This is a genomic window from Vibrio cidicii, assembly GCF_009665415.1.
GTDB classification, from domain to species: Bacteria; Pseudomonadota; Gammaproteobacteria; order Enterobacterales; family Vibrionaceae; genus Vibrio; species Vibrio cidicii.
In genome coordinates this window covers 1,316,480-1,337,652 of sequence record NZ_CP035921.1, presented here as the reverse complement: position 1 = coordinate 1,337,652, position 21,173 = coordinate 1,316,480, and the positions used below count along the sequence as shown (strand labels likewise).

At 49.8% G+C, this 21,173-nt stretch carries 6 protein-coding genes, 4 tRNA genes, 6 rRNA genes and 1 riboswitch; of the genes, 12 read left to right on the top strand and 4 right to left on the bottom strand.

Annotation, left to right across the window (positions count from 1 at the left end):
* The first annotated feature begins 258 nt into the window (after positions 1–258).
* The 10 genes from EWA64_RS07085 (at position 259) to EWA64_RS07040 (ending at position 11,064) form a co-directional block, all read left to right on the top strand.
* A 16S ribosomal RNA gene (locus EWA64_RS07085) occupies positions 259–1,801 on the top strand.
* Between the two features lie 299 nt (positions 1,802–2,100).
* A 23S ribosomal RNA gene (locus EWA64_RS07080) occupies positions 2,101–4,987 on the top strand.
* 106 nt (positions 4,988–5,093) lie between these two features.
* A 5S ribosomal RNA gene (gene rrf, locus EWA64_RS07075) occupies positions 5,094–5,209 on the top strand.
* 362 nt (positions 5,210–5,571) lie between these two features.
* Positions 5,572–7,116, top strand: a 16S ribosomal RNA gene (locus EWA64_RS07070).
* A gap of 67 nt (positions 7,117–7,183) precedes the next feature.
* A tRNA-Glu gene (locus tag EWA64_RS07065) sits at positions 7,184–7,259 on the top strand.
* Between the two features lies 1 nt (position 7,260).
* Positions 7,261–7,336, top strand: a tRNA-Lys gene (locus EWA64_RS07060).
* Positions 7,337–7,399: 63 nt separating this feature from the next.
* Positions 7,400–7,475 (top strand) — tRNA-Val (locus EWA64_RS07055).
* Positions 7,476–7,821: 346 nt separating this feature from the next.
* Positions 7,822–10,707 (top strand): 23S ribosomal RNA (locus EWA64_RS07050).
* Between the two features lie 106 nt (positions 10,708–10,813).
* Positions 10,814–10,929: ribosomal RNA gene (gene rrf, locus EWA64_RS07045) — 5S ribosomal RNA — on the top strand.
* The 16S, 23S and 5S rRNA genes sit together here with 4 tRNA genes alongside, the layout of an rRNA operon.
* Before the next feature lie 58 nt (positions 10,930–10,987).
* A tRNA-Asp gene (locus EWA64_RS07040) sits at positions 10,988–11,064 on the top strand.
* A gap of 68 nt (positions 11,065–11,132) precedes the next feature.
* Here the strand turns inward: EWA64_RS07040 and EWA64_RS07035 are convergent.
* The 3 genes from EWA64_RS07035 to EWA64_RS07025 all read right to left on the bottom strand — a co-directional run bounded on the left by EWA64_RS07035 (position 11,133) and on the right by EWA64_RS07025 (position 14,226).
* Entirely contained in the window at positions 11,133–11,336 is a 204-nt protein-coding gene (locus tag EWA64_RS07035; RefSeq protein WP_439655063.1) for a transposase, read from the bottom strand.
* 261 nt (positions 11,337–11,597) lie between these two features.
* Complete coding sequence (locus EWA64_RS07030; protein WP_061894902.1) at positions 11,598–12,770, bottom strand: GGDEF domain-containing protein; 1,173 nt, start codon at positions 12,768–12,770, stop codon at positions 11,598–11,600.
* 175 nt (positions 12,771–12,945) lie between these two features.
* A complete protein-coding gene (locus EWA64_RS07025; RefSeq protein WP_061894901.1) occupies positions 12,946–14,226 on the bottom strand; it encodes a cation:proton antiporter in 1,281 nt (426 codons plus the stop codon).
* Between the two features lie 190 nt (positions 14,227–14,416).
* Here EWA64_RS07025 and metH point away from each other — a divergent pair, with 190 nt between their 5' ends.
* A complete protein-coding gene (metH, locus tag EWA64_RS07020; RefSeq protein ID WP_061894900.1) occupies positions 14,417–18,097 on the top strand; it encodes a methionine synthase in 3,681 nt (1,226 codons plus the stop codon).
* 64 nt (positions 18,098–18,161) lie between these two features.
* Here metH and lysC read toward each other — a convergent pair whose 3' ends face one another.
* Positions 18,162–19,517, bottom strand: a complete 1,356-nt coding sequence (lysC, locus tag EWA64_RS07015) for a lysine-sensitive aspartokinase 3 (RefSeq protein WP_061894899.1) — start codon at positions 19,515–19,517, stop codon at positions 18,162–18,164.
* Between the two features lie 122 nt (positions 19,518–19,639).
* A riboswitch (Lysine riboswitch) is annotated at positions 19,640–19,818 on the bottom strand.
* Between the two features lie 211 nt (positions 19,819–20,029).
* Here lysC and EWA64_RS07010 point away from each other — a divergent pair.
* A complete protein-coding gene (locus EWA64_RS07010; protein WP_061894898.1) occupies positions 20,030–21,151 on the top strand; it encodes a pyridoxal-phosphate-dependent aminotransferase family protein in 1,122 nt (373 codons plus the stop codon).
* Positions 21,152–21,173: the final 22 nt, after the last annotated feature.

Sequence of the window (21,173 nt, the reverse complement as noted above, 5' to 3'; positions counted from 1 at the left end):
ATTATCTCGCTAAAATGGCCGCCTCTTCCACGGTGACTCAGTCACTGAAGTAGGAAGAGAGCTCTTTAAAAATATAAACCTATCAATCTGTGTGGGCACTCGTTGATGATAATCGCAAAAGATTTATCAATGAACTGAGTGACCAATTTGATACTTCGGTATCGAGCACAGTCAATTCAAGTTTTCTAGTAACTAGCTTCTAGGGACTAGAAACTTATCAGTATTCATTGAGCCGAAGCGAAAGCTTCAAAAAACTTTTAATTGAAGAGTTTGATCATGGCTCAGATTGAACGCTGGCGGCAGGCCTAACACATGCAAGTCGAGCGGCAGCACAGAGAAACTTGTTTCTCGGGTGGCGAGCGGCGGACGGGTGAGTAATGCCTGGGAAATTGCCCTGATGTGGGGGATAACCATTGGAAACGATGGCTAATACCGCATGATGCCTACGGGCCAAAGAGGGGGACCTTCGGGCCTCTCGCGTCAGGATATGCCCAGGTGGGATTAGCTAGTTGGTGAGGTAAGGGCTCACCAAGGCGACGATCCCTAGCTGGTCTGAGAGGATGATCAGCCACACTGGAACTGAGACACGGTCCAGACTCCTACGGGAGGCAGCAGTGGGGAATATTGCACAATGGGCGCAAGCCTGATGCAGCCATGCCGCGTGTGTGAAGAAGGCCTTCGGGTTGTAAAGCACTTTCAGTAGGGAGGAAGGTGGTAGTGTTAATAGCGCTATCATTTGACGTTACCTACAGAAGAAGCACCGGCTAACTCCGTGCCAGCAGCCGCGGTAATACGGAGGGTGCGAGCGTTAATCGGAATTACTGGGCGTAAAGCGCATGCAGGTGGTTTGTTAAGTCAGATGTGAAAGCCCCGGGCTCAACCTGGGAATTGCATTTGAAACTGGCAAACTAGAGTACTGTAGAGGGGGGTAGAATTTCAGGTGTAGCGGTGAAATGCGTAGAGATCTGAAGGAATACCGGTGGCGAAGGCGGCCCCCTGGACAGATACTGACACTCAGATGCGAAAGCGTGGGGAGCAAACAGGATTAGATACCCTGGTAGTCCACGCCGTAAACGATGTCTACTTGGAGGTTGTGGCCTTGAGCCGTGGCTTTCGGAGCTAACGCGTTAAGTAGACCGCCTGGGGAGTACGGTCGCAAGATTAAAACTCAAATGAATTGACGGGGGCCCGCACAAGCGGTGGAGCATGTGGTTTAATTCGATGCAACGCGAAGAACCTTACCTACTCTTGACATCCAGAGAATCTAGCGGAGACGCTGGAGTGCCTTCGGGAGCTCTGAGACAGGTGCTGCATGGCTGTCGTCAGCTCGTGTTGTGAAATGTTGGGTTAAGTCCCGCAACGAGCGCAACCCTTATCCTTGTTTGCCAGCACGTAATGGTGGGAACTCCAGGGAGACTGCCGGTGATAAACCGGAGGAAGGTGGGGACGACGTCAAGTCATCATGGCCCTTACGAGTAGGGCTACACACGTGCTACAATGGCGCATACAGAGGGCGGCCAACTTGCGAAAGTGAGCGAATCCCAAAAAGTGCGTCGTAGTCCGGATTGGAGTCTGCAACTCGACTCCATGAAGTCGGAATCGCTAGTAATCGTGGATCAGAATGCCACGGTGAATACGTTCCCGGGCCTTGTACACACCGCCCGTCACACCATGGGAGTGGGCTGCAAAAGAAGTGGGTAGTTTAACCTTCGGGAGGACGCTCACCACTTTGTGGTTCATGACTGGGGTGAAGTCGTAACAAGGTAGCGCTAGGGGAACCTGGCGCTGGATCACCTCCTTATACGATGATTATTGCGATGAGTGTTCACACAGATTGATGGTTTTGAAGCAAATGCTTCGAGCTATTATTGCTCTTTAACAATTTGGAAAGCTGACAAAACAACAATTTATTGTTGTTTGTAAAGTTCTCAATGTTTGTCTTTAAGACAAGCACCAACAAAACACATTCAAGTGTTCTTGGGAATGTCACTTTTAAGTGACGATTCAAAATTGAGTCCGGCAAATCAAAGCTATCTCGCTCATTCAAATAATGAGATAGCAACCTTGGTTGTTTAACGTAAAGACCCTTTCGGGTTGTATGGTTAAGTGACTAAGCGTACACGGTGGATGCCTTGGCAGTCAGAGGCGATGAAGGACGTACTAACTTGCGATAAGCGGTGATGAGGCAGTAAGAGCCACTTGAGTCACCGATTTCCGAATGGGGAAACCCACTGGCATAAGCCAGTATCGCTGCATGAATACATAGTGCAGCGAAGCGAACCGGGAGAACTGAAACATCTAAGTACCCCGAGGAAAAGAAATCAACCGAGATTCCGAAAGTAGCGGCGAGCGAAATTGGATTAGCCCTTAAGCTTTACATGCGTTAGACGAATGGTCTGGAAAGGCCAACGATACCGGGTGATAGTCCCGTAGTTATAGGCGCATGTTCAGTGAAATCGAGTAGGGCGGGACACGTGTTATCCTGTCTGAATATGGGGGGACCATCCTCCAAGGCTAAATACTCCTGACTGACCGATAGTGAACCAGTACCGTGAGGGAAAGGCGAAAAGAACCCCTGTGAGGGGAGTGAAATAGAACCTGAAACCGTGTACGTACAAGCAGTAGGAGCACCTTCGTGGTGTGACTGCGTACCTTTTGTATAATGGGTCAGCGACTTAATGTTAGTAGCAAGGTTAACCATCTAGGGGAGCCGTAGGGAAACCGAGTCTTAACTGGGCGTATAGTTGCTAGCATTAGACCCGAAACCGAGTGATCTAGCCATGGGCAGGTTGAAGGTTGAGTAACATCAACTGGAGGACCGAACCGACTAATGTTGAAAAATTAGCGGATGACTTGTGGCTAGGGGTGAAAGGCCAATCAAACTCGGAGATAGCTGGTTCTCCCCGAAAGCTATTTAGGTAGCGCCTCGGACGAATACTACTGGGGGTAGAGCACTGTTAAGGCTAGGGGGTCATCCCGACTTACCAACCCTTTGCAAACTCCGAATACCAGTAAGTACTATCCGGGAGACACACGGCGGGTGCTAACGTCCGTCGTGGAGAGGGAAACAACCCAGACCGCCAGCTAAGGTCCCAAATTACAGCTAAGTGGGAAACGATGTGGGAAGGCTTAGACAGCTAGGATGTTGGCTTAGAAGCAGCCATCATTTAAAGAAAGCGTAATAGCTCACTAGTCGAGTCGGCCTGCGCGGAAGATGTAACGGGGCTAAGTTGTAAACCGAAGCTGCGGCAATGTTCTTTGAACATTGGGTAGGGGAGCGTTCTGTAAGCCGTTGAAGGTGTGTTGTAAAGCATGCTGGAGGTATCAGAAGTGCGAATGCTGACATGAGTAACGACAAGGGGGGTGAAAAACCTCCCCGCCGGAAGACCAAGGGTTCCTGTCCAACGTTAATCGGGGCAGGGTGAGTCGACCCCTAAGGCGAGGCCGAAAGGCGTAGTCGATGGGAAACGGGTTAATATTCCCGTACTCGATCAAATTGCGATGGGGGGACGGAGAAGGCTAGGTGGGCCAGGCGACGGTTGTCCTGGTTCAAGTGCGTAGGCTGAGTGTTTAGGTAAATCCGGACACTCGATAGGCTGAGACACGACGTCGAGCTGCTACGGCAGTGAAGTCATTGATGCCATGCTTCCAGGAAAAGCCTCTAAGCTTCAGATTTGATGGAATCGTACCCCAAACCGACACAGGTGGTCGGGTAGAGAATACCAAGGCGCTTGAGAGAACTCGGGTGAAGGAACTAGGCAAAATGGTACCGTAACTTCGGGAGAAGGTACGCTCTTGATGGTGAAGTCCCTCGCGGATGGAGCTGACGAGAGTCGCAGATACCAGGTGGCTGCAACTGTTTATTAAAAACACAGCACTGTGCAAAATCGTAAGATGACGTATACGGTGTGACGCCTGCCCGGTGCCGGAAGGTTAATTGATGGGGTTAGCGTAAGCGAAGCTCTTGATCGAAGCCCCGGTAAACGGCGGCCGTAACTATAACGGTCCTAAGGTAGCGAAATTCCTTGTCGGGTAAGTTCCGACCTGCACGAATGGCGTAATGATGGCCACGCTGTCTCCACCCGAGACTCAGTGAAATTGAAATCGCTGTGAAGATGCAGTGTACCCGCGGCTAGACGGAAAGACCCCGTGAACCTTTACTACAGCTTGGCACTGAACATTGAACCTACATGTGTAGGATAGGTGGGAGGCTTTGAAGACGTGACGCCAGTTGCGTTGGAGCCGTCCTTGAAATACCACCCTTGTATGTTTGATGTTCTAACGTTGGCCCCTTATCGGGGTCGCGGACAGTGCCTGGTGGGTAGTTTGACTGGGGCGGTCTCCTCCCAAAGAGTAACGGAGGAGCACGAAGGTGGGCTAATCACGGTTGGACATCGTGAGGTTAGTGCAATGGCATAAGCCCGCTTAACTGCGAGAATGACGGTTCGAGCAGGTGCGAAAGCAGGTCATAGTGATCCGGTGGTTCTGAATGGAAGGGCCATCGCTCAACGGATAAAAGGTACTCCGGGGATAACAGGCTGATACCGCCCAAGAGTTCATATCGACGGCGGTGTTTGGCACCTCGATGTCGGCTCATCACATCCTGGGGCTGAAGTCGGTCCCAAGGGTATGGCTGTTCGCCATTTAAAGTGGTACGCGAGCTGGGTTTAGAACGTCGTGAGACAGTTCGGTCCCTATCTGCCGTGGGCGTTGGAAGATTGAAGGGGGCTGCTCCTAGTACGAGAGGACCGGAGTGGACGAACCTCTGGTGTTCGGGTTGTGTCGCCAGACGCATTGCCCGGTAGCTAAGTTCGGAATCGATAACCGCTGAAAGCATCTAAGCGGGAAGCGAGCCCTGAGATGAGTCTTCCCTGGCAGTTTAACTGTCCTAAAGGGTTGTTCGAGACTAGAACGTTGATAGGCAGGGTGTGTAAGCGCTGTGAGGCGTTGAGCTAACCTGTACTAATTGCCCGTGAGGCTTAACCATACAACACCCAAAGGGTTTTGGTGGACTCGATGTAAGAACATTGAATGTGTAGAGAACAGAAAACAGCTTTCCAGATTATTCTCTAGAAATAGAGAGAAAGAATTTGCTTGGCGACCATAGCGTTTTGGACCCACCTGATTCCATCCCGAACTCAGAAGTGAAACGAAACAGCGTCGATGGTAGTGTGGGGCTTCCCCATGTGAGAGTAGAACATCGCCAGGCTCCTATTTATTTTCACTTTTTTAAAAGTGAAGACAAAAGGTCCGACTGGTCTAGCAATAGACGAGTCACCATAAAGTTCTAAAAAATTAGAGTTTTATGTTGACTTACAAAGTCAGTCGCGTATTATACGCGTCCTGCTTAAGTGCTAAGGCGCTGAAGGCAAAGCTCTTTAACAATATAAACCTATCAATCTGTGTGGGCACTCGTTGATGATAATCGCAAAAGATTTATCAATGAACTGAGTGACCAATTTGATACTTCGGTATCGAGCACAGTCAATTCAAGTTTTCTAGTAACTAGCTTCTAGGGACTAGAAACTTATCAGTATTCATTGAGCCGAAGCGAAAGCTTCAAAAAACTTTTAATTGAAGAGTTTGATCATGGCTCAGATTGAACGCTGGCGGCAGGCCTAACACATGCAAGTCGAGCGGCAGCACAGAGAAACTTGTTTCTCGGGTGGCGAGCGGCGGACGGGTGAGTAATGCCTGGGAAATTGCCCTGATGTGGGGGATAACCATTGGAAACGATGGCTAATACCGCATGATGCCTACGGGCCAAAGAGGGGGACCTTCGGGCCTCTCGCGTCAGGATATGCCCAGGTGGGATTAGCTAGTTGGTGAGGTAAGGGCTCACCAAGGCGACGATCCCTAGCTGGTCTGAGAGGATGATCAGCCACACTGGAACTGAGACACGGTCCAGACTCCTACGGGAGGCAGCAGTGGGGAATATTGCACAATGGGCGCAAGCCTGATGCAGCCATGCCGCGTGTGTGAAGAAGGCCTTCGGGTTGTAAAGCACTTTCAGTAGGGAGGAAGGTGGTAGTGTTAATAGCGCTATCATTTGACGTTACCTACAGAAGAAGCACCGGCTAACTCCGTGCCAGCAGCCGCGGTAATACGGAGGGTGCGAGCGTTAATCGGAATTACTGGGCGTAAAGCGCATGCAGGTGGTTTGTTAAGTCAGATGTGAAAGCCCCGGGCTCAACCTGGGAATTGCATTTGAAACTGGCAGACTAGAGTACTGTAGAGGGGGGTAGAATTTCAGGTGTAGCGGTGAAATGCGTAGAGATCTGAAGGAATACCGGTGGCGAAGGCGGCCCCCTGGACAGATACTGACACTCAGATGCGAAAGCGTGGGGAGCAAACAGGATTAGATACCCTGGTAGTCCACGCCGTAAACGATGTCTACTTGGAGGTTGTGGCCTTGAGCCGTGGCTTTCGGAGCTAACGCGTTAAGTAGACCGCCTGGGGAGTACGGTCGCAAGATTAAAACTCAAATGAATTGACGGGGGCCCGCACAAGCGGTGGAGCATGTGGTTTAATTCGATGCAACGCGAAGAACCTTACCTACTCTTGACATCCAGAGAATCTGGCGGAGACGCTGGAGTGCCTTCGGGAGCTCTGAGACAGGTGCTGCATGGCTGTCGTCAGCTCGTGTTGTGAAATGTTGGGTTAAGTCCCGCAACGAGCGCAACCCTTATCCTTGTTTGCCAGCACGTAATGGTGGGAACTCCAGGGAGACTGCCGGTGATAAACCGGAGGAAGGTGGGGACGACGTCAAGTCATCATGGCCCTTACGAGTAGGGCTACACACGTGCTACAATGGCGCATACAGAGGGCGGCCAACTTGCGAAAGTGAGCGAATCCCAAAAAGTGCGTCGTAGTCCGGATTGGAGTCTGCAACTCGACTCCATGAAGTCGGAATCGCTAGTAATCGTGGATCAGAATGCCACGGTGAATACGTTCCCGGGCCTTGTACACACCGCCCGTCACACCATGGGAGTGGGCTGCAAAAGAAGTGGGTAGTTTAACCTTTCGGGGAGGACGCTCACCACTTTGTGGTTCATGACTGGGGTGAAGTCGTAACAAGGTAGCGCTAGGGGAACCTGGCGCTGGATCACCTCCTTATATGATGATTATTGCGATGAGTGTTCACACAGATTGATATGGTTTAGAAAGTTTAGAGTATCTTAGTGTCCCGTTCGTCTAGAGGCCTAGGACACCGCCCTTTCACGGCGGTAACAGGGGTTCGACTCCCCTACGGGATACCACGGGTCGTTAGCTCAGTCGGTAGAGCAGTTGACTTTTAATCAATTGGTCGCAGGTTCGAATCCTGCACGACCCACCATTTCCTACCACAGGGAATCTTGTTTTGCTTCTGCTTTTTCAAAAGTGGAGACAAACAAACTGTGGGCGATTAGCTCAGTTGGGAGAGCACCTGCCTTACAAGCAGGGGGTCACTGGTTCGAACCCGGTATCGCCCACCACTCTTTAAATATTTTTGTGTTACTTAATTCAGCCTCCCCTTCATGTGGATGGTCGATTTTCCGACGCTGAAAGTCTTTAAAAAGTGGTTTCTCATCGAGAAATGACATTGCTCTTTAACAATTTGGAAAGCTGACAAAGTAATTTATCTTTATGGATAGATTGCTTGTAAAGTTCTCAATGTTTGTCTTTAAGACAAGCACCAACAAAACACATTCAAGTGTTCTTGGGAATGTCACTTACAGTGACGATTCAAAATTGAGTCCGGCAAATCAAAGCTATCTCGCTCATTCAAATAATGAGATAGCAACCTTGGTTGTTTAACGTAAAGACCCTTTCGGGTTGTATGGTTAAGTGACTAAGCGTACACGGTGGATGCCTTGGCAGTCAGAGGCGATGAAGGACGTACTAACTTGCGATAAGCGGTGATGAGGCAGTAAGAGCCACTTGAGTCACCGATTTCCGAATGGGGAAACCCACTGGCATAAGCCAGTATCGCTGCATGAATACATAGTGCAGCGAAGCGAACCGGGAGAACTGAAACATCTAAGTACCCCGAGGAAAAGAAATCAACCGAGATTCCGAAAGTAGCGGCGAGCGAAATTGGATTAGCCCTTAAGCTTTACATGCGTTAGACGAATGGTCTGGAAAGGCCAACGATACCGGGTGATAGTCCCGTAGTTATAGGCGCATGTTCAGTGAAATCGAGTAGGGCGGGACACGTGTTATCCTGTCTGAATATGGGGGGACCATCCTCCAAGGCTAAATACTCCTGACTGACCGATAGTGAACCAGTACCGTGAGGGAAAGGCGAAAAGAACCCCTGTGAGGGGAGTGAAATAGAACCTGAAACCGTGTACGTACAAGCAGTAGGAGCACCTTCGTGGTGTGACTGCGTACCTTTTGTATAATGGGTCAGCGACTTAATGTTAGTAGCAAGGTTAACCATCTAGGGGAGCCGTAGGGAAACCGAGTCTTAACTGGGCGTATAGTTGCTAGCATTAGACCCGAAACCGAGTGATCTAGCCATGGGCAGGTTGAAGGTTGAGTAACATCAACTGGAGGACCGAACCGACTAATGTTGAAAAATTAGCGGATGACTTGTGGCTAGGGGTGAAAGGCCAATCAAACTCGGAGATAGCTGGTTCTCCCCGAAAGCTATTTAGGTAGCGCCTCGGACGAATACTACTGGGGTAGAGCACTGTTAAGGCTAGGGGGTCATCCCGACTTACCAACCCTTTGCAAACTCCGAATACCAGTAAGTACTATCCGGGAGACACACGGCGGGTGCTAACGTCCGTCGTGGAGAGGGAAACAACCCAGACCGCCAGCTAAGGTCCCAAATTACAGCTAAGTGGGAAACGATGTGGGAAGGCTTAGACAGCTAGGATGTTGGCTTAGAAGCAGCCATCATTTAAAGAAAGCGTAATAGCTCACTAGTCGAGTCGGCCTGCGCGGAAGATGTAACGGGGCTAAGTTGTAAACCGAAGCTGCGGCAATGTTCTTTGAACATTGGGTAGGGGAGCGTTCTGTAAGCCGTTGAAGGTGTGTTGTAAAGCATGCTGGAGGTATCAGAAGTGCGAATGCTGACATGAGTAACGACAAGGGGGGTGAAAAACCTCCCCGCCGGAAGACCAAGGGTTCCTGTCCAACGTTAATCGGGGCAGGGTGAGTCGACCCCTAAGGCGAGGCCGAAAGGCGTAGTCGATGGGAAACGGGTTAATATTCCCGTACTCGATCAAATTGCGATGGGGGGACGGAGAAGGCTAGGTGGGCCTGGCGACGGTTGTCCAGGTTCAAGTGCGTAGGCTTAAGAGTTAGGTAAATCCGGCTCTTTCTAAGGCTGAGACACGACGTCGAGCTACTACGGTAGTGAAGTCATTGATGCCATGCTTCCAGGAAAAGCCTCTAAGCTTCAGATTTGATGGAATCGTACCCCAAACCGACACAGGTGGTCGGGTAGAGAATACCAAGGCGCTTGAGAGAACTCGGGTGAAGGAACTAGGCAAAATGGTACCGTAACTTCGGGAGAAGGTACGCTCTTGATGGTGAAGTCCCTTGCGGATGGAGCTGACGAGAGTCGCAGATACCAGGTGGCTGCAACTGTTTATTAAAAACACAGCACTGTGCAAAATCGTAAGATGACGTATACGGTGTGACGCCTGCCCGGTGCCGGAAGGTTAATTGATGGGGTTAGCGTAAGCGAAGCTCTTGATCGAAGCCCCGGTAAACGGCGGCCGTAACTATAACGGTCCTAAGGTAGCGAAATTCCTTGTCGGGTAAGTTCCGACCTGCACGAATGGCGTAATGATGGCCACGCTGTCTCCACCCGAGACTCAGTGAAATTGAAATCGCTGTGAAGATGCAGTGTACCCGCGGCTAGACGGAAAGACCCCGTGAACCTTTACTACAGCTTGGCACTGAACATTGAACCTACATGTGTAGGATAGGTGGGAGGCTTTGAAGACGTGACGCCAGTTGCGTTGGAGCCGTCCTTGAAATACCACCCTTGTATGTTTGATGTTCTAACGTTGGCCCCTTATCGGGGTCGCGGACAGTGCCTGGTGGGTAGTTTGACTGGGGCGGTCTCCTCCCAAAGAGTAACGGAGGAGCACGAAGGTGGGCTAATCACGGTTGGACATCGTGAGGTTAGTGCAATGGCATAAGCCCGCTTAACTGCGAGAATGACGGTTCGAGCAGGTGCGAAAGCAGGTCATAGTGATCCGGTGGTTCTGAATGGAAGGGCCATCGCTCAACGGATAAAAGGTACTCCGGGGATAACAGGCTGATACCGCCCAAGAGTTCATATCGACGGCGGTGTTTGGCACCTCGATGTCGGCTCATCACATCCTGGGGCTGAAGTCGGTCCCAAGGGTATGGCTGTTCGCCATTTAAAGTGGTACGCGAGCTGGGTTTAGAACGTCGTGAGACAGTTCGGTCCCTATCTGCCGTGGGCGTTGGAAGATTGAAGGGGGCTGCTCCTAGTACGAGAGGACCGGAGTGGACGAACCTCTGGTGTTCGGGTTGTGTCGCCAGACGCATTGCCCGGTAGCTAAGTTCGGAATCGATAACCGCTGAAAGCATCTAAGCGGGAAGCGAGCCCTGAGATGAGTCTTCCCTGACAGTTTAACTGTCCTAAAGGGTTGTTCGAGACTAGAACGTTGATAGGCAGGGTGTGTAAGCGCTGTGAGGCGTTGAGCTAACCTGTACTAATTGCCCGTGAGGCTTAACCATACAACACCCAAAGGGTTTTGGTGGACTCGATGTAAGAACATTGAATGTGTAGAGAACAGAAAACAGCTTTCCAGATTATTCTCTAGAAATAGAGAGAAAGAATTTGCTTGGCGACCATAGCGTTTTGGACCCACCTGATTCCATCCCGAACTCAGAAGTGAAACGAAACAGCGTCGATGGTAGTGTGGGGCTTCCCCATGTGAGAGTAGAACATCGCCAGGCTTTGAACATCCGTTTATTTGAAGCGCTGAAAAGGTAAGACTTAAAATAGACACCGTGTGGAGCGGTAGTTCAGTTGGTTAGAATACCGGCCTGTCACGCCGGGGGTCGCGGGTTCGAGTCCCGTCCGCTCCGCCACTTATTTAAGACCTCAGCAGAAATGCTGGGGTCTTTTTGTATCTGTTGTATTATACCAATCTGTAAAATTAACTGGTCAGGTTAATCCAGTCCCTTGTGCACATTTTTCTAACCCTATCTGTACTGTCCAAGAATCGGTTCCAAGCCTTGCACACTTTCTCCACGATATCGTCATCATCGGTAAAACTCTGATTGGCAAGACAGTGTTGTCTGAGCCAACTCCACACTTGTTCTAGCGGGTTGAGCTCTGGTGAATAAGGCGGGAGCTTGATGATACAGACATTGCTTCACGGCTCTGAGACGTGTCCCTTTCTCTGGCCATAATCGTGTTGTTGTGTTTTGTTGAGCATATTGTTTTCATTCTATCGGTACGTTTCAAAAAGCGATTCCATGCAAGAGGCACTTTCTATGCAATGTCGTCATAATAGACTCTTCGAGAGCTATTTTTATTTATATCAGCAATCGATATTTGTCCCTTCAATCTTTCTTCGTTGTCAAACAATCTGTATTTATCATTAAATTGCGACAAAGTGCTACATGGAAGAGTTGGAGACAACTTGGTTACGACCGAGATTTTTCGCTTGATAGAGCGCGCTATCTGCATTTTCCAGCAGCTCATCAAGATTATCGTCCAGCCCAAGCTCTGCGACGCCAAAGCTCATAGTACAAGGGTGTCCGTTAAGACTGACGGAAACATCGGAGAGAAGTTGCTTGCGAAGATTTTCAGCGTACTCATATGCGTTATTGATGTCGCTTTCGAGGAGTAAAATCATGAATTCATCACCACCGAAGCGGACAATATAGATGTTCTCGGAATTCGCTGCAGACTGTGTGAGCACTTTGGCGACTTTTTCGATTGTATCGTCACCAACGATATGGCCGAATTCATCGTTAATCGCTTTGAAATTGTCTATGTCGGTCATAATCAAACTGACAGAGTTTTTACGTTCTTTAGCTCTAGCAACTAAATTCGGTATCACGTTGTCCATGACTCGTCGATTATACAAGCCAGTTAGCGGATCTTTGAGCGATAGGTGGTGAATCGATTTAACCAGTCTTGAATTAAACAGCCACAGCATGCTGAGGCTAATGCTGACCAAAAGAATTAACACATGAACATAACTGAATGCGTGCATCTTTCCTGCCATCAGATAGTTCGTTAATTGAGGTTCATATAAGCCATAAAATATCCGTACGAACATCATGATACTGAGGCTGAGAAAAGGAATAGCCATCAATAGAACTGGTAGTTTGGCATCGTCATGCTTGCCTTTGATTAAGGCCCAAAAGGTAGCGAACGAGGTTGCGCTCATGTAGGCACTGACAATGGCGATTCTGAAATTGATCGAGGGTATCGGGTAGGTGAAAAAGTACAGCGCGCCAACACTGATAACAAAGCCAAGCAGAAGCACGTGGATGATGTGACTTTTGAAGTTACGTATCAGGCTGATGCCGTAGAATGTACAGAGAAATCCAAGGTGGATAAAACTATTGGCAACGACAATGGTTAACCAGTCTGGAGCGATTCCGCGAAAGACTATGAGAAAAGGTCCGACACCGATAAGAAAAATGCCCGCTGCAAGTGGTTTAAGGCCAGACGATTTTTGTTGAGTGGTTTGGTAAATGAAAAGTCCGACTGCATAAAGCAATGAAAAGAGCACAATAATGATGTTTAACGTTCTGATATCTAAAGTGAGGCTTTCCATTCCATTACCTAGACTTTGTTCTGTTCAAAAGCCATCGCATTGGCTGATAGCAACACTGAGTTTTACCCAGCTTTATGCAAAAGAACAAGACAAATCTATCAAAATGCCAATAGCATCATATCAATGATAGATATTTAGCGATTGGCATTTTGTTGTCTACGTATTTTGGATGCTTTTATTGGTAATCTGCATCTACTTTCTTGGCTTTTTCAATCATAGGGGTGATGGTTGACCCTTGGACTAAAATGGAGAAAACCACAACCGCATAAGTCATAACAAGAATAAACTCTTTAACGTCAATCAGCTTGTCTTCAATCACCCAGATGCCACTTGGGATTGAAAGCGCCATGGCCAGCGCTAGGCCGCCGCGCAAGCCACCCCAGGTCAAAATACGAATTGACCAAGGATTGTAGGTTCGAAAGCGTTTAAAGCCAATGTATGAGATAAAGACACTCAAATAACGTGCGAGCAATACCAAAGGCACCGCAATCGCCATCATGATCCAGTCTTCCTGATGGAACTTAAACAGCAACATCGACATGCCGATCAGCAGAAACAACACCCCATTTAAGAACTCGTCCACCAGTTCCCAGAAGTGATCCAAGTGGTCTTCACTCTCTTTAGAAAAGCCGATGAATCGTGTCCAGTTGCCCATCATTATGCCGGAGACCACCATTGCCAGTGGACCCGAAACGTGGATTACTTCAGCAAAGGCATAGCCTGCGGTGGGGACGCCGATAGTCAGTAGCAGTTCCATCGAATGGTCATCGGTCGCGCAGATCAGATAGTGGAACAGCAGACCCAAAGCGAAGCCGTAGACGATTCCGCCGATCGCCTCTTGGATAAACAGCATGGTCACGCTGCCGACAGTTGGTGCTTCGCTGCCGAAAGCGATGGTGAACAGTGTAACGAAAATTACCAGACCAAAGCCGTCGTTAAACAGCGATTCGCCTTCAATTTGCGTCGAAATGCGTTTTGGTGCGTTCAGCTTTTTGACGATCGCCAGTACAGCAATGGGGTCGGTTGGGGAAATCAGAGCGCCAAAGAGTAAGCAGTAGATCAGGTCAAATTGGATACCGATTAACTGGCACGTTCCGTAAAGTACAAAGCCAATAAAGAAGGTAGAAAACAGCGTTGCACCTAAAGCCAGTACGGTAATTTCCCATTTCTGATCTTTGAGGTTGGGAAGCTTAATGCCTAGCCCGCCAGCAAACAGAAGGAAACCGAGGATCCCCTTGAGCAGGAAATCTTCAAAGTTGATGCTCGATACCGTTTGAGTAGCGATCTCGCTGAGATGAAACCAGTTATTTTGACCCGCGATAAGGATAAGGAGTGACAGCACCATAGAACCCGCCGTGATAGCAATGGTGGTCTGCATTTTGCCGATTTTGCTGTTAACAAACGCGATCAGCATAGCTGCTGCAGACAAAAAACAGAGAGTGTAGTAGACCGACATGAGCTTCTCTTTGTAACAAATTATGAACGAAATTTTCTTTCTTCACTGCACAAATAGCAAACATTTTTTGCTAATTCTTTTATCAATCGACAAGGTGCAGAAAATAGGCCGAATTAGAGTTTTTAGACGTCTAGACTCCTGAAGATTGTGTGATAGGATGTCGTAATACTGAAAGGAATGAGGCGTTATCGTGGGAAGTAATATTAGAGAGCAGATTGAAGCGCAACTAAAGCAACGTATCTTATTGATTGATGGTGGTATGGGAACCATGATCCAGGGTTACAAGTTGCAGGAGCAAGACTATCGTGGTGAGCGTTTCGCAAATTGGCACTGTGATCTCAAAGGCAACAATGACTTGCTGGTGTTAACCCAGCCTCAGTTGATCAAAGAAATTCACTGCGCTTACTTGGAAGCGGGTGCCGATATTCTCGAAACCAACACTTTTAACGCCACCACCATTGCCATGGCGGATTACGAAATGGAAAGCTTAAGCGAAGAGATTAACTTCGCTGCGGCTACACTGGCTCGTGAAGCGGCGGACGAGTGGACCGCTAAAAATCCGCAAAAACCACGCTATGTGGCTGGGGTGCTCGGTCCAACCAATCGTACTTGTTCTATTTCTCCTGATGTGAACGATCCGGGCTACCGCAATGTCACTTTTGATGCTTTGGTGCAAGCGTATTCGGAATCGACTCGTGCTCTGATCCGCGGCGGATCCGATCTCATTCTGATTGAAACTATTTTTGATACCCTGAACGCGAAAGCGTGCGCATTTGCTGTCGATTCCGTGTTCGAGGAACTTGGTATCAGCTTACCGGTGATGATCTCCGGTACCATTACCGATGCTTCCGGGCGTACACTCTCCGGGCAAACAACCGAGGCCTTCTACAACGCTTTGCGCCATGTAAGACCTATCTCGTTTGGTTTGAACTGTGCTTTGGGGCCGGACGAACTGCGTCCGTATGTTGAAGAGCTGTCACGTATCTCAGAAACGTACGTCTCTACCCACCCGAACGCCGGTTTACCAAACGCGTTTGGTGAATACGATCTCTCGCCAGAGGAGATGGCGGTGCACGTCAAAGAGTGGGCTCAAAGCGGTTTTATCAACCTCGTTGGTGGCTGCTGCGGCACTACGCCCGAACACATTCGCCATATGGCGCTGGCGGTTGAAGGGGTCGCGCCGCGTGTCTTGCCTGACATTCCGGTGGCGTGTCGTCTCTCTGGGCTAGAGCCTCTGACGATAGCGAAAGATACCTTGTTTGTTAACGTCGGTGAACGCACCAACGTAACCGGCTCTGCGCGCTTTAAGCGTTTGATTAAAGAAGAGCTTTACGATGAAGCCTTGGATGTGGCTCGCGAGCAGGTAGAAAACGGTGCGCAGATTATTGATATCAACATGGATGAAGGCATGTTGGATGCCGAGGCGTGTATGGTGCGTTTTCTCAACTTATGTGCGTCCGAGCCAGAAATTTCCAAAGTACCGGTGATGGTGGACTCGTCGAAGTGGGAAGTGATTGAAGCGGGCCTGAAATGCATTCAAGGCAAAGGTATCGTCAACTCGATTTCCCTCAAAGAGGGTAAGGCCAAGTTTGTTGAGCAGGCCAAACTGATCCGCCGTTATGGCGCGGCAGTGATTGTCATGGCGTTTGACGAGGTGGGCCAAGCGGACACGCGCGAGCGCAAACTGGAGATCTGTACCAACGCTTATCGAATTCTGGTCGATGAAGTCGGCTTTCCACCGGAAGATGTGATCTTCGACCCGAACATTTTTGCCATCGCGACTGGCATTGAAGAGCACAATAACTACGCGGTCGACTTTATTAACGCGGTGGCGGACATCAAACGCGACCTGCCGCATGCGATGATTTCTGGTGGGGTGTCGAACGTTTCTTTCTCTTTCCGCGGCAATAACTATGTGCGCGAAGCGATTCATGCGGTATTCCTCTACCACTGTTTTAAAAACGGCATGGACATGGGCATCGTCAATGCCGGGCAGCTCGAAATTTACGATAACGTACCAGAGAAACTGCGTGAAGCGGTCGAAGATGTAGTGCTGAATCGCCGTGAAGATGGCACTGAACGCTTGTTGGAAATCGCCGAAGCGTATCGTGAAAATGCCGTGGGCAAAGTGGAAGATGCTTCGGCATTGGAGTGGCGTACTTGGCCTGTGGCTAAACGGCTTGAGCATGCGCTGGTGAAGGGTATTACCGAGTTTATCGTCGAAGACACCGAAGAGGCGAGGCTAAACGCGTCTAAGCCACTGGAAGTGATTGAAGGGCCGTTGATGGACGGCATGAACGTGGTCGGCGACCTGTTTGGGGAAGGCAAGATGTTCCTCCCTCAGGTGGTAAAATCGGCGCGGGTGATGAAGCAGGCGGTGGCTCACTTAGAGCCGTTTATTAATGCCTCTAAGCAGTCCGGTACAACCAACGGTAAGATTCTGCTCGCCACGGTCAAAGGTGATGTGCACGATATCGGCAAGAACATTGTTGGTGTGGTTTTACAATGTAACAACTACGAAATCATTGATTTAGGTGTCATGGTGCCGTGTGAACAGATCCTCAAAGTGGCCAAAGAAGAGCAGGTCGACATCATTGGTCTCTCAGGTCTTATCACTCCGTCTTTGGACGAAATGGTGCATGTGGCCAAAGAGATGGAGCGTCAGGGCTTTGATTTGCCACTGCTGATCGGCGGTGCGACCACCTCCAAAGCGCACACCGCAGTCAAAATTGAGCAGAACTATTCTCATCCCGTGGTGTACGTCAATAATGCTTCGCGTGCGGTTGGGGTATGTACCTCGCTGCTGTCTGACGAACTGCGTCCGGCGTTTGTCGAACGCTTGCAGGCCGATTATGAGTTGGTGCGCGATCAGCACAATCGTAAGAAACCGAGAAGTAAACCCGTCACCTTGGCAGAAGCTCGCGCCAACAAAGCGGCGATCGATTGGCAGAGCTACACGCCGCCAGCACCAGCTAAGCCGGGTGTGCATGTGTTTGCCGATTTTGATGTGGCGGTTTTGCGTCAGTATATCGATTGGACCCCATTCTTTATGACGTGGTCGCTGGTGGGTAAATACCCGACCATTTTCGACCACGAGGAGGTCGGTGAAGAGGCGCAACGCTTGTTCAAAGATGCCAATGATTGGCTGGATAAAATTGAGCAAGAAGGGTTGATGAAAGCCAGTGGCATGTGTGCGCTCTTTCCAGCCGCCAGCATTGGTGACGATATTGAGGTGTATAGCGACGAATCGCGTAGCCAAGTGGTCAAAGTGTTGCACAATTTAAGACAGCAAACCGAGAAGCCGAAAGGCGCCAACTACTGTTTGTCGGATTACGTTGCGCCGAAAGCTTCAGGCAAAAAGGATTGGATTGGTGCGTTTGCGGTCACTGGCGGCATCAATGAGCGAGAACTGGCTGATGAGTTCAAAGCGCAGGGCGATGATTACAACGCGATCATGATTCAGGCGGTGGCGGATCGTCTGGCAGAAGCCTTTGCCGAATATCTGCATGAGAGAGTGCGCAAAGAAATTTGGGGCTATGCGCCGAATGAGAACTTATCCAATGAAGAATTGATCCGCGAGAAATACCAAGGTATTCGCCCTGCACCTGGTTATCCCGCGTGTCCGGAGCACACGGAAAAAGGGGCATTATGGGAACTGCTCAATGTCGAGCAAACGATCGGCATGTCACTGACCAGCAGTTATGCAATGTGGCCGGGGGCATCCGTGTCGGGCTGGTATTTCTCTCATCCAGAATCTCGCTACTTTGCGATCGCACAGATCCAACAAGATCAGGTAGAAGACTACGCGCAGCGCAAAGGCTGGGATCTACTTGAAGCGGAAAAATGGTTGGGGCCGAATATCAACGGTTAAACCGCACACTTTCGAGCGAAAAAATGGGTTGCCACGAGGCAACCCATTTTTACATTGGTGAGTATTAATTCTGCGTCTCAAACAGATCTTGGTGCAGCTTTTGAATCACTTTCTTCGAGTCGTGCGCATCGACGAGGAAACACAGGTTGTGATCGCTCGCTCCGTAGCAGATCATGCGCAGGTTGAAATCGCCTAGTGTGCTAAACACCTCTTTAGCGTAACCTTTGGTCTCCATGTGGTTGCCGATTAAGGCGACCAAACATAGATTGTGTTCGACTTCTACGTGGCACAGCTCTTCAAGCTCGCTGCGAACCGCTTGCGGCAACTCTGGTGCACCGCCCGAGGTGTCGGTTTTATCCAGAGTAAGCGAAACACTGATTTCTGAAGTGGTGATCAGATCAACAGAAATCTTATGCTTTGCCAAAATTTCAAATACTTTGGCGAGGAAACCGTAAGCGTGGAACATCTTAGCGCTACGCAGCGTCACCATGGTTTGGTTGCAACGCAGGGCTAACGCACGAAACAGCGGCGAGCTCTGTGCTTCATGACGAATCCAAGTGCCGCCTTTCTCGGGCTCTTTGGACGAGCCGACAAATACTGGAATATCATGACGCAGCGCCGGAACCAGTGTTGAAGGATGAAGGATCTTTGCGCCGAAGTTCGCCATTTCTGACGCTTCAGCAAAACTGATTTCAGGGATCGGCGCCGCTTTTGGCGCAATGCGCGGATCGGTGGTGTAGATGCCCGGGACGTCGGTCCAGATCTCAAGACCCGTCGCTTTTAATCCTTCAGCAATCAGCGCGGCGCTGTAGTCGCTTCCTCCACGGCCAAGCGTGGTGGTGTTGCCATCAAGGTCAGAGCCAATAAAGCCTTGTGTCACGACGATAAAATCACGGCACAGCGGCAACAGTTTTTCTTGGGCGAGCAGGGAAATTTGCGTTACATCTGGTTCTGCGCGGCCAAAGTTGCTGTCGGTGCGTAGTACGTCGCGGATATCAAAACGAACCGTATTCAAACCACGCTCTTTCATCAATTGAGTGAGAATGTGCGTTGACATCAGCTCACCGCAGGCGACCAAGTGGTCGGTCAGTTTGGTGCTGGCTTGAATGGAAGCGGCTTCGGCTAAGCTGGTCACGGTATCAAGCAGAGCGTACACTTCGGCGGCAGTTTCGCTGGCGTCTTGCAACTGATTGAGAATCGCATCGTGGATCTCTGCCAGTTGGCTGAGGATTTGGTTGCGTCGCTCTTGCGCTTGCACACCATTTGCCAGTTCAACCAATAAGTTAGTCACCCCAGAACAGGCGCTGCTCACTACCAGACGCGTGTCTGGATTGTTTTCGACCACGGCGGCACTGCGGCTCATCGCCTCAAAGTTGGCCACACTGGTTCCACCAAATTTCGCTACATTTAATGCGCTCACGGCATTTCTCCCACGACTTCTAAAAAAATAACTATCGTTGGTAACCCAACATCCGATGTTTGTTTTGGTGAGGAAAGGGGATAGAGCAATTGAAAGAGGTCAGTTTGAATAATCAGAGAATGTCCCTCAGAAGCTCTTCATCAGACGGTGCTGATGACAGTTGATGGGACTCAACCCAAGTCAACCGACAGATCAATTCCAGCAACCTTGATCTACCTCGGCACTGCTCCCCCTGAGTATTTCGTATCGGAGTTGCGGCTCCACGAAACACCTACCTGGGCAGTGCTCCTCTTCTGCATAAAGCTCAAACATTGAACGTTTTTCGCCACTTAATGTCAACGGCTATTTCAGGCAGGAGTGAAAGTTTTTATTAACAAAACTGTGACACTGGTTAGACCTGTAAGACGGTCGGCTAATTGCCGTGGCGGAAATATTGCTTTAGTGTGGAAAGCTCAGCTTTCAATACTAATCTAAGTCCATAACAACCCTTTCACGCTTAGCAAGGAGCCGCTATGACGATACAAAGTTTTCATCCACCACGTCGAATTCTTATGGGGCCTGGGCCATCGGACATCTCTCCGCAGGTGTTACAGGCGTTAAGTCGCCCGACGGTCGGCCACTTAGACCCACTTTTTATCGCCATGATGGACGAGCTAAAACAACTGCTCAAATACGCTTTCCAAACGGAAAATGAGTTCACCATCGCGGTATCGGCGCCCGGCAGTGCGGGTATGGAAGCCTGCTTTGTCAATCTGATTGAGCCCGGCGATAAAGTGATTGTGTGTCGTAATGGCGTGTTTGGTGAGCGGATGCGGGAAAACGTGATTCGTGCTGGTGGCGAAGTGGTGCTGGTGGACGATGAATGGGGCTGCCCCGTTTCAGTTGAGAAGGTAGAACAAGCGCTTACGGAGCATCCAGACAGCAAGATCCTCGCCTTTGTACACGCTGAAACCTCAACCGGTGCGATGAGCGATGCCGAGGCGCTCGGTAAACTAGCCAAAGCGCATGGGCTGTTAACCATTGCCGATACCGTTACGTCACTCGGTGGCGTGCCGCTCAAAGTGGATGAGTGGCAGTTGGATGCGGTCTATTCTGGCAGTCAGAAGTGCCTCTCTTGCGTACCGGGATTGTCGCCATTAACCTTCTCAAAAGCCGCGATTGAAAAAATTCAGGCGCGCACCACGCCGATTCAAAGCTGGTTTTTGGATCAAAGCTTAGTACTCGGCTATTGGAGCGGCGCAGGCAAACGCAGCTATCACCACACAGCGCCAGTCAATAGTCTCTATTCACTGCATGAAGCGCTACTGCTGCTGAAAAATGAAGGGCTGGAGAATGCGTGGGCACGCCATCGAGCGATGCACGACAAACTGAAATCCGGGCTGGAGAAACTCGGCTTTCGCTTTGTCGTAGATGAAGCTCACCGTCTGCCGCAGCTCAACGCCATTTACGTACCGGAAGGCATTGATGAAGCGAAAGTACGCTCGCATCTGCTCGAAACCTATAACTTAGAAATCGGCGCAGGTTTAGGGGCGCTGGCGGGCAAAGCATGGCGAATTGGTTTGATGGGCTATGGAGCACGAGAAGAAAACGTTGCACTGTGCCTTCGCGCATTAGAAGAGTCGTTGGCGCTGTAACAACGCTTGAGTGCTCTAAATA